Below are 8,810 nucleotides of genomic sequence, written 5' to 3'. Positions count from 1 at the left end.
ATTCCGCAGGCTGCGCGGCGGTCGTTCCGTTATCGGCCGTGCCGTTCAGCAGGGCCGACATGTCGAACATCGGCAGCGTTGCGCCGTCGCCCGTCATGAACGTCGGCAGCTCGCCGTTCCAGTTTTCCGCGTAAGTATAGGCGATAAGGGCCTCCGTCAGGGATTCGGCGATCTTGCGGTTCGCCTCGGCCTCGGCCTCGGCACGGGTCGTCAGCTCATAGGCATCAGCCTCCGCCTCGATGCGCTTGATCTCCGCAGCGGCATTGGCCTCGAGAACGCGCTGCTGTGCCTCGGTCTCGGCGCGGAGCTTGTTCTGCTCGGCGACCTGCTTGGCCTCCACGGCATCCGTAAAGGCATCCGTGAAATCCATATTTTCAATGGAAGCGCCGACCAGCTCGATGTTGTAGGCCGCCAGCTTTTTGGACAGGACCTCCTCGATCTGCGAGGCCATCAGGCTGCGGCTGGAGACGAGGTCCTCAGCCGTATACTGGGCCGTGACGATCTTGACCGACTCCGTGATGCATGGGGCGATGACCGTATCGTAATAGCCGATGCCGATGGTCTTATAGATCGTCATGGCATCCTGCTTGCTGATCTGATAGTTCACGGTGTAGGTCATGCTGACCTCCTGAATGTCGGAGGAGAAGCAGGACATATCCTGCGTGCTCTTCTGCACGCGGTTGTCCATCTTGATGACCTCCTGCCACGGGAGCTTGAAGTGCATGCCGGCCTCGAGCGTGTAGTTCTCCACGCTGCCGAACGTTGTCACGACGCCGGTGTGGCCTGCCGGAATGGAGACATAGCACGAAAACACGATGACGAGCACACCGACCAGCGCCAGCAGCTGCTTTTTGTTGACTCTCCAGCTCATGCCCTCGCCGCGGACAAAGCCCATGGCAATGAAAAGCACGATGGTAAGCACGATGCCGAACATAAAAATAACCATTGTTACTCTCCTTTTCTGTATCTGGGTGGGTTTTACGGATCCGCTGTGTATGGTCTTATTTTATCAGGCCGGGCGCAGAAAATAAAGGCTCAAATGTACAAATTAACACCCGCTATTTTTCTCCCGCTGCGGAGATTTCCCGCGTATAGGCCGCACGGTCAATGCGGCCGTCGGCCATCATTTTTTCCGCCCAGAGCTGCAGGGCCTCCACAGTCCGGGAGATCTGCTCCAGCTCCCGCTGGATGCGCAGGAAATCCGCCAGCTCGTCCGGATCGATGCTGCCATCGGCCGAGATGTCGATGAGGCAGCCGCGCTCGCGGCCGAGCGTGTTGAGGGTCGCCAGCATCTCGAGCACGATGGCCGGAAGCTCCTTCGGCTTGATCTCCGGCACATATTCCTGCCCGATGGGGCAGGCGCGGGCGCAGTAGGCATTGCAGAGCGACGGCTTCTTATACCGCTGCGCCATGCGCAGCACCTCGTCCGGCCGCGGCAGGGAGCGCTCGCTTTCGATGCGCTCGATGCGCTCCGCCGGGATGGTCTCCAGCAGCTCCGCCGCCCGCTCGCGGGAAAGGCCCAGCTCCTCGCGGGCCAGCTGATAGGGCGTCTTGTTCTGTCTGGTGGAGGCTCTACCCATGGTGCTTTCCTCCGTGTCCCGGGCGGTTCAGCAGGACGTAAAGGCCGATGAGCGCGGCGATGCTCCCCAGCATGATGGCATACATCGCGCCTGTGCTTACGGCATGGCCGAAGAAATAGAGATTGCAGTCCACGCTGTCACGGATGCCCGAAACGACCTCCGCCGGAAAGCCGATGCGGCGCATCTCCGCAAACACGCCCCGCATCGCATGGCAGCGCAGCAGAGCGGTCCCATACGTCCCCGGCAGGAAGGCGATGACCTTCTGCAGCACGGGCGAGAAGCTCGAAACGGGCATATAGGCCCCGCAGACAAAGCCGTACCCCGCGCTCACGATCGTTCCGACCGCGCTGGCCTGCCCGTTCGTCGAAAGCGGGAAGATCATGCAGGACGACAGCGCCGTGCCGAACAGCACCAGGATCACCACGTCCAGCAGCACGAGCAGCACGTCCGCAGCGCTCAGATACCAGCCCGTCAGCGCCAGATAACCGAAGCAGGCGGCCGCGGCGATGCCGTTGATGAGCAGCGTGGTGCAAAACGTCGCCAGATAATAGCTCAGCGAGAGGACAGCGGGCCGGACCGGCGAAACGGTCAGGTCGTTCCGTGCACCGGAGACCTTGTCGAACACCATGGTGAGGTTCGAGCAGAAGGCCACCGTCACACAGCTGACGGCCAGCAGCGACGAGATGAGCTGCCCGCCGACACAGCCATGCAGGAGCGAGTCCTCCACCTGTGCCCCGGCTGCCGCAAGGGCAGAACGGAACGAATCCTCATACGTCCGGCTGAGGAAGGTGACATAGAGCACCAGCAGGATCATCGGCGTGATGAGCGAGGTGAAGAACATGCCCTTATCCTTGAAATACAGCTTGCTGTTGCGCCGGATCAGCGCACCGAGTCCGGTCATTTCTCCGCACCTCCCGCCAGCTTTTTGCCCGTGACGGCGAGGAACACATCGTCCATCCGTCCCTTGGTCAGCTCAAAATCGCGGAACAGCGCCGGTTCCCGCCGGATGAGCTCCGCAGCGGCAGCCGGGTCCGGCACGGTGACGCGCCAGCCCTGCTCCGCAGGCGCATACGGCAGGCCGAGCCGCCGCACGTCCGCCTCACCCACGCCGTATAGGGTGAGCGTATCGTGCGCATAGGTGTTTTTCAGTTGCAGCGGCGTGCCCTCCGCCGCGATCCTGCCGTGGTCGAGCAGGACAACGTAGCCCGCGTCCGCAGCCTCCTCCATATAATGCGTGGTGAGGAAGACCGTCAGATTCTCCTCCTGCCGCAGGCCCGCCACGACCTGCCACAGCAGGCTGCGCGTCTGCGGATCAAGGCCCGTCGTCGGCTCATCCAGGATGAGCAGGCGCGGCCGGTGCAGCAGGGCGCGGGCGATGTCGATACGGCGGCGCTGGCCGCCCGAGAGCTTGCCGACGGGGCGGCGCAGCAGCTCGCCCAGCTCCAGCAGGTCCGTCAGCTCCGTAAGACGGCGGGAAAACGCCGTGCCCCGGATGCCGTAAAGCGCCGCGCGGCTGCGCAGATTCTCCTGCACAGACAGCGCCTGATCCAGCACGGAGCTCTGGAACACCACGCCGAGGCTCCGGCGGAGCTGCTCCGGCGCTTCGTCCGGGTCCGCGCCGCAGACGCACACACTGCCGCCGTCGCGGGCCAGCTGGCCGCAGAGAATGTGGATGGTCGTGGATTTTCCCGCGCCGTTCACGCCGAGGAAGGCGAACAGCTCGCCCTCGCGCACGCGGAAGCTCAGATCGTCCACCGCCGTCACATCGCCGAAGCGCTTGACGAGGTGTCGGACCTCCAGAATATCGTTCATACTCTCTCCTTTTTGTTACAGAGCCGCGAACACGGCCGCGCCGCGCCTGCGCAGCCAGACATACAGCACGGCAGCAAGCGCCAGCGTCAGGCCGAGATAAATTCCAAGGCAGGCAGAAAGGCCCAGGGCGTCTGCCCCGAGGAAATAGGCCAGCGGCAGAAGGCCCGCATAGACGAAGCCGCCGAACAGGGCCAGCATGACGCTGCCGCCCTGCTTGATGGGCGTGATCTCATTCGTCCACGTCAGATTCGGCAGCTTCAGGCCCGCGAACAGGCCGAACAGCGCCAGCAGCAGGACATAGCCGAGCGGAACGGCCAGCAGCAGGAACGTCTCTCCCACCGGGCGCGCGGCAGCCACGGCTGCGCAGACCGCCGCGATCAGCGCGGGGACGGCCGTCAGCACAAGCTGCAGCTGCAGCTTGGCCCGCAGGACCTGCCATGGCCGGACCGGCAGCGACTGCACGAGCCAGAGCGTCCGGCCCTCGAGCGAAACGGACGGCGCAGCCATGAGATTCATGGATGCCAGCAGGCACACCAGCGCGCACAGGATGAGCGCGATCCCCTGCCCTCCGACCATAGGCTGCAGCACATCCAGAAGATCGCGCTTCCATAGCAGGGCCGTGCCGCCGAGCGGCAGCAGCAGGATACCGAGGCCGCAGTTGAGCATATAGCTGGGATTGCCGCCGAAGTGCCGCAGCTCCCGCGCAAGCAGGGCCGTGCCCGCACCGCGCTGCACGGCGGTCTTTTCGCGGTAGACACGGCGCACCGTGCTGCCGCTTGCCGTGGCGATGCGCAGGAAGCTGCGCGACAGCAGCCAGAATAGCAGGACAAACAGAACGAGCACCACGGCGGTGATCACCGCCATGGCAGGGCCGTCGCCGGCCCCGGCACGGCCGATCAGATAGAGCGGATAGGCCTTGCCGCGGATCTGCGCGCCGTAGTAGGCTGCGTTCGTCACAAGCTCCGAGAGGAAGCTCTGCGCCTTGAAATACACGAAATAGTAAGCGCCGAGGAACAGCAGCGACGTCAGTACCACCGTGATGCTGCGGTGCTTCAGCTTCAGGCTGACCCTCGCCACGACCCAGCCCAGCGCGCATGAGAGCGTCAGCACGAAGATCGTGACAAGGGCAAACAGCAGCAGACCGCCCGCAAGGGCGGCGGGCGCAGCCGAGACCGTGACCCAATAGACGATCATAGCGGGCAGCAGCACAACGCCGGAATAGAGCAGGCCCATGAGATAGACGCTCAGCAGGCGGGACAACAGGATGGTGCGCACCGGGATCGGCATGGACAGCAGCAGGTCGTTATCCTTGGCAAGATAGAGGCTCGAATAGGTGTTGAATACGCTGCCGAATGCACCGAGCACGATGGCGACCATGGCCATGATTGTAAAATACAGCCATTCCATCCCGGCTGCGGCGAACGGCGCGCACAGGGAATGCGCCAGATAGGTGAACATGCCGCCCAGCACGCCGACCATCAGCACGGCAAAAAAGGCAAAATAGCCCACCGTCGAGACGCGGGAGCGGGCCTTGCCCTGCTTGGCGTTATAGAAGTAGCTGCGGAAGATCTCCTGCAGCTGCTTTTTCAGAAGGGCACTCAGCATGTCTCGCCCTCCAGCTCCAGGAAGACCTCCTCGAGGGAGTCGTCGCCCTTGACCTCGTCCATCGTGCCGGAGCGGATGAGCTTGCCCGCACGCAGGATGGCGACCTTGTCGCACAGCTTTTCCGCAACCTCGAGCACATGCGTCGAGAAGAAGATCGCGCCGCCGCGGTCGCACAGCTCCCGCATCATGCCCTTGAGCAGATGGGCGGCCTTCGGGTCCAGGCCGACGAACGGCTCGTCCATCACGACGAGCTGCGGGGCATGGAGCCAGGCCGAAATAATGGCCAGCTTCTGCTTCATGCCGTGGGAGTAGGCGGCGATGGGCTGGGCCAGATCGTTCGTCAGCTCAAAGCGCTCCGCAAGCTCGCGGATGCGCACCTGCCGGTCCGCCGCGCTGACACCGAAAATGTTCGCAATAAAGTTCAGATACTGGATACCCGTCATATAGTCATAGAGATCGGGATTGTCCGGGATGTAGGCAAGCTTCCGCTTGCAGGCCAGCGGGTCCGTGCGGATGGAGGTGCCGCCGATGCGGATCTCTCCGGCGTCGAAGCGCAGGATCCCGGCGACGGATTTCAGCGTCGTCGTCTTTCCCGCGCCGTTGTGGCCGATGAAGCCGTAAATTTCACCGGGCAGGATGTGCAGGCTCAGATCGTCCACGGCCTTCTTTTCGCCGTAGGTCTTCGTCAGATGTTCAATTTGCAGCATGGAACATATCTCCTTCCTTTTTGGATAACCGGTACAGCCCCATTATACGGTCTGGACGCTTTCCCTGTCAATCGTCGATTCGCGCCGCGGCGGCATTTCCCGCAGAAAAAGGGGATTCCCTTTTCCCCGCCGCAGTGATAGAATAAAATACAGAATAGTATCAACCGGCAAATACACAGGCTGCCCCGCATCATTCCTCAAGAGCATCCGGCGAGAGATTTTTTGTCGAGGCAAGGTTTGGAAAGTGCGGGCGTGCTTTGTGCACGTCAAACTTTCCAAACCGATGGACCGGCGAAAAATATCCGCCGAAGGCCGAAGAGGAATGATGCGGGGTAGCCAACCAAACAAAAAGGAGTGGATTCGTATGAAAAAGCTGCTGAAAGGCGGCGTGATCGTCGGCGCTTCCGGCTGCCGGAAAGCCGATCTGCTCATCGACGGCGAACGCATCGAGGCCGTCGGCGAGGCGCTTTCCTGCCCGGAGGCCGAGGAGATCGACGTCAGCGGCAAGCTGCTGTTCCCCGGCTTTCTCGACGCGCACACACACTTCGACCTTGAGGTCTGCAACACCGTCACGGCGGACGACTTCTACACCGGCGGCCGCTCCGCCCTGCGCGGCGGCACGACGACCGTCATCGACTTTGCCTGCCCAAACAAGGGCGAAACGCTCCACACCGGCCTTGCCCGCTGGCATGAGAAGGCGGACGGGAAGACCGGCTGCGACTACGGCTTCCACATGACCATCGACGACTGGGACGACGGCATCCGCGCCGAGCTGCCGCAGATGTTCGACGAGGGCATCTCCTCCTTCAAAATGTACATGACCTATCCCGCGATGATGATCGGCGATGAGGCCATGTTCCACGCCCTGCGCGAGATGAAGCGTCTCGGCGGCATCGTCGGCGTGCACTGCGAGAACGCCGGCATGATCGATGCGCTCATCGCCGAAAAGAAGGCCGCAGGCGCGCTTTCCCCGGCGTCTCACCCCCTCTGCCGCCCGGCGGAGGCCGAGGCCGAGGCCGTCGGCCGTCTGCTGAAGCTGGCACGCGTGGCCGATGTGCCCGTCATGATCGTCCACCTGTCCACGGCGGCCGCCCTGCGCGAGGTCGAGGCCGCGCGCGGCCTCGGGCAGAAGGTCTTTGTGGAGACCTGCCCGCACTACCTGCTGCTGGACGACTCACGCTACAGCCTGCCGGACTTTGCAGGCGCACGCTATGTCTGCGCGCCCCCGCTGCGCAAGAAGCTCGACAACGAGCGCCTGTGGAAGGCGCTGGCCGACGGTGAGATCCAGACCGTTTCGACGGATCACTGCAGCTTCACCCTCGCGCAGAAGGACGCCGGGCGCGGCGACTTCACGAAAATTCCCGGCGGCATGCCCGGCGTGGAGACGCGCGGCACGCTGCTGTTCACCTACGGCGTCGCAGCTGGCCGCATCACGGCCGAGCGCATGGCCGATGTGCTGGCCGAAACGCCCGCGAAGCTCTACGGTCTCTTCCCCCGCAAGGGCGTGCTGCAGCCGGGCGCGGACGCGGACATCGTCGTATATGACCCGCGCGGCACGAGCTGCATCACCGCAGCCGATCAGGCGGCAAACGTCGACTACGCCCCCTATGAGGGCACGCAGATCGCGGGCCATATCGCAGAGGTCTACCTGCGCGGCACCTGCGTCGTCCGGGAGGGCAAAATTCTCCACGACCGTAATGGGCAGTATCTGCACCGCGGAAAATGTATGCTCTAAAGCAGCATCACTCCATTGCAGCCTCAGTCTTCACCGGTTATTTTTCATCTGGTGGAGCAAAACTCCCATTTTTGAGCTGTTTTTTCGCCAAAAATGGCGCGTTTTTCGGAAAAATGCTTGCAGTTTTTTCCTGCAGGGTGTATAATAATGGCAATGTTCCGATCATTGGAGGCCACTGCCATGGGGCGCATCGATAAGGAAAGCTATTACCTCGACATCGCGGAGACCGTGCTGGAGCGTTCTACCTGCAGCCGCTCTCACTCCGGGGCGCTCATCGTCCGCAACGACGAGATCGTTTCCACGGGCTACAACGGCGCACCGCGCGGCCGCAGCAACTGCATCGACCTCGGCTACTGCATCCGCGAACGGCTCGGCATCCCCGCCGGCGAGCGTTATGAGCTCTGCCGCAGCGTCCACGCCGAGATGAACGCCATCATCTCCGCCGCGCGCAGCGAGTGCATCGGCGGCACGATCTATCTGGCCGGGCGCGACGTCGCCACGGGCGAGCTGATCCCCGACCTGCTCCCCTGCCCGATGTGCCGCCGGATGATCATCAACGCCGGTCTTTCGAAGATCGTCATCCGCCGCACTCCCTCGACCTACGACATTCTGAACGTGCAGGACTGGGTCTTCCACGACGATTCCGTCATCGACCCCTCCGAGTCCGGCGAACAGGCATAACAAATTTGCTGCTGCAGAGCGAGCGCTCTGCAGCAGCTTTTTGCTATGTACCGGGATCAAACATCCGGCGGTGTCCAGTCTATCGGCTCCGGCCACTCGATTCCCTGGCGGGAGACGACATTGCGATCCATGAAATTGATCGCGCTGCCCGAGGACTCCATCAGGGCAAACAGCCCCATCACGGAAGAGCCGTCACTTTCGGTCCAGGCAAACAGGCACGGATACAGCAGGATGTCCACATCGTACAGGCATGCCTGCCACGCGGGGGGGAGATCGCCAAAGGTAAGCTTTTCCGTCCCTGCTGCCTCGTACAGGGATCTCAGTACAGTCGGGATCTGAACCAGCAGCTGAAGGGACGCATAAGCGTTTGGGTATTTCTGAAGCAGGGCCGTGCTTTCCTCCATGCCGGCCCTGAGCTGCTCCGCACCCCATTCCAGATCATCCAGATTATCTCCAGAGAAACCGTAAAAACTGGTTGGCTGGAAGAAATTAAACCGATTGAAGAACATCCTCAGGCCGTATCGCAGCTGCACCTCTGCGTCAGGCATTTCTCCACAGCCAAGCAAAGAGACTGATAATGCGAAAACGAGTATAACCAGAAGGAATCGTTTTCCTTTCATGATAATCTGTCCTTTCTTTCAATTCATAAATGATTCTTCCTGCGGAGCGGCCTCCCTTCACTCCTATATT

At 62.2% G+C, this 8,810-nt stretch carries 10 protein-coding genes; 2 read left to right on the top strand and 8 right to left on the bottom strand.

Going from position 1 to position 8,810, the window contains the following annotated elements:
- From ACMKFF_RS09145 to ACMKFF_RS09120, 6 genes are all read right to left on the bottom strand, one after another.
- Nucleotides 1-946: SPFH domain-containing protein (locus tag ACMKFF_RS09145; RefSeq protein ID WP_418487014.1), on the bottom strand; the 946-nt coding region annotated here is incomplete at its 3' end.
- 112 nt (nucleotides 947-1,058) lie between these two features.
- Nucleotides 1,059-1,580: a helix-turn-helix domain-containing protein gene (locus ACMKFF_RS09140; protein ID WP_419496735.1), complete on the bottom strand. Its 522-nt coding sequence runs from the start codon at nucleotides 1,578-1,580 to the stop codon at nucleotides 1,059-1,061.
- Nucleotides 1,573-2,481: an ABC transporter permease gene (locus ACMKFF_RS09135; protein WP_419496734.1), complete on the bottom strand. Its 909-nt coding sequence runs from the start codon at nucleotides 2,479-2,481 to the stop codon at nucleotides 1,573-1,575. The genes ACMKFF_RS09140 and ACMKFF_RS09135 overlap by 8 nt, the downstream gene beginning before the upstream one ends.
- A complete protein-coding gene (locus ACMKFF_RS09130; protein ID WP_419496733.1) occupies nucleotides 2,478-3,392 on the bottom strand; it encodes an ABC transporter ATP-binding protein in 915 nt (304 codons plus the stop codon). The genes ACMKFF_RS09135 and ACMKFF_RS09130 overlap by 4 nt, the downstream gene beginning before the upstream one ends.
- Before the next feature lie 15 nt (nucleotides 3,393-3,407).
- Nucleotides 3,408-4,997: a hypothetical protein gene (locus ACMKFF_RS09125; protein ID WP_419496732.1), complete on the bottom strand. Its 1,590-nt coding sequence runs from the start codon at nucleotides 4,995-4,997 to the stop codon at nucleotides 3,408-3,410.
- Nucleotides 4,991-5,704: an ABC transporter ATP-binding protein gene (locus ACMKFF_RS09120; RefSeq protein ID WP_349134603.1), complete on the bottom strand. Its 714-nt coding sequence runs from the start codon at nucleotides 5,702-5,704 to the stop codon at nucleotides 4,991-4,993. The genes ACMKFF_RS09125 and ACMKFF_RS09120 overlap by 7 nt, the downstream gene beginning before the upstream one ends.
- A gap of 364 nt (nucleotides 5,705-6,068) precedes the next feature.
- On the opposite strand from ACMKFF_RS09120, the gene hydA reads away from it, so the two are divergent.
- Nucleotides 6,069-7,439: a dihydropyrimidinase gene (hydA, locus tag ACMKFF_RS09115; protein ID WP_419496731.1), complete on the top strand. Its 1,371-nt coding sequence runs from the start codon at nucleotides 6,069-6,071 to the stop codon at nucleotides 7,437-7,439.
- A gap of 37 nt (nucleotides 7,440-7,476) precedes the next feature.
- Here hydA and ACMKFF_RS09110 read toward each other — a convergent pair whose 3' ends face one another.
- Nucleotides 7,477-7,605, bottom strand: a complete 129-nt coding sequence (locus ACMKFF_RS09110; RefSeq protein WP_349134601.1) for a hypothetical protein — start codon at nucleotides 7,603-7,605, stop codon at nucleotides 7,477-7,479.
- 14 nt (nucleotides 7,606-7,619) lie between these two features.
- Here ACMKFF_RS09110 and ACMKFF_RS09105 point away from each other — a divergent pair, with 14 nt between their 5' ends.
- Complete coding sequence (locus ACMKFF_RS09105) at nucleotides 7,620-8,120, top strand: deoxycytidylate deaminase (RefSeq protein ID WP_349134600.1); 501 nt, start codon at nucleotides 7,620-7,622, stop codon at nucleotides 8,118-8,120.
- Nucleotides 8,121-8,176: 56 nt separating this feature from the next.
- Here ACMKFF_RS09105 and ACMKFF_RS09100 read toward each other — a convergent pair whose 3' ends face one another.
- Nucleotides 8,177-8,740, bottom strand: coding sequence for a hypothetical protein (locus ACMKFF_RS09100; RefSeq protein ID WP_419496730.1), 564 nt, complete (start codon nucleotides 8,738-8,740; stop codon nucleotides 8,177-8,179).
- Nucleotides 8,741-8,810: the final 70 nt, after the last annotated feature.

Source organism: Faecousia sp. (assembly GCF_048519415.1).
GTDB lineage: Bacteria > Bacillota > Clostridia > Oscillospirales > Oscillospiraceae > JAZOXB01.
This window is presented reverse-complemented; position numbering and strand designations above follow the sequence as displayed.

Bases quoted from the DNA above. Each gene is read 5' to 3' on its own strand.
- ACMKFF_RS09140 (WP_419496735.1), bottom strand. From the start codon at position 1,580: ATGGGTAGAGCCTCCACCAGACAGAACAAGACGCCCTATCAGCTGGCC.
- ACMKFF_RS09125 (WP_419496732.1), bottom strand. From the start codon at position 4,997: ATGCTGAGTGCCCTTCTGAAAAAGCAGCTGCAGGAGATCTTCCGCAGC.
- ACMKFF_RS09110 (WP_349134601.1), bottom strand. From the start codon at position 7,605: ATGATCGGAACATTGCCATTATTATACACCCTGCAGGAAAAAACTGCA.
- hydA (WP_419496731.1), top strand. From the start codon at position 6,069: ATGAAAAAGCTGCTGAAAGGCGGCGTGATCGTCGGCGCTTCCGGCTGC.
- ACMKFF_RS09135 (WP_419496734.1), bottom strand. From the start codon at position 2,481: ATGACCGGACTCGGTGCGCTGATCCGGCGCAACAGCAAGCTGTATTTC.
- ACMKFF_RS09100 (WP_419496730.1), bottom strand. From the start codon at position 8,740: ATGAAAGGAAAACGATTCCTTCTGGTTATACTCGTTTTCGCATTATCA.
- ACMKFF_RS09120 (WP_349134603.1), bottom strand. From the start codon at position 5,704: ATGCTGCAAATTGAACATCTGACGAAGACCTACGGCGAAAAGAAGGCC.
- ACMKFF_RS09130 (WP_419496733.1), bottom strand. From the start codon at position 3,392: ATGAACGATATTCTGGAGGTCCGACACCTCGTCAAGCGCTTCGGCGAT.
- ACMKFF_RS09105 (WP_349134600.1), top strand. From the start codon at position 7,620: ATGGGGCGCATCGATAAGGAAAGCTATTACCTCGACATCGCGGAGACC.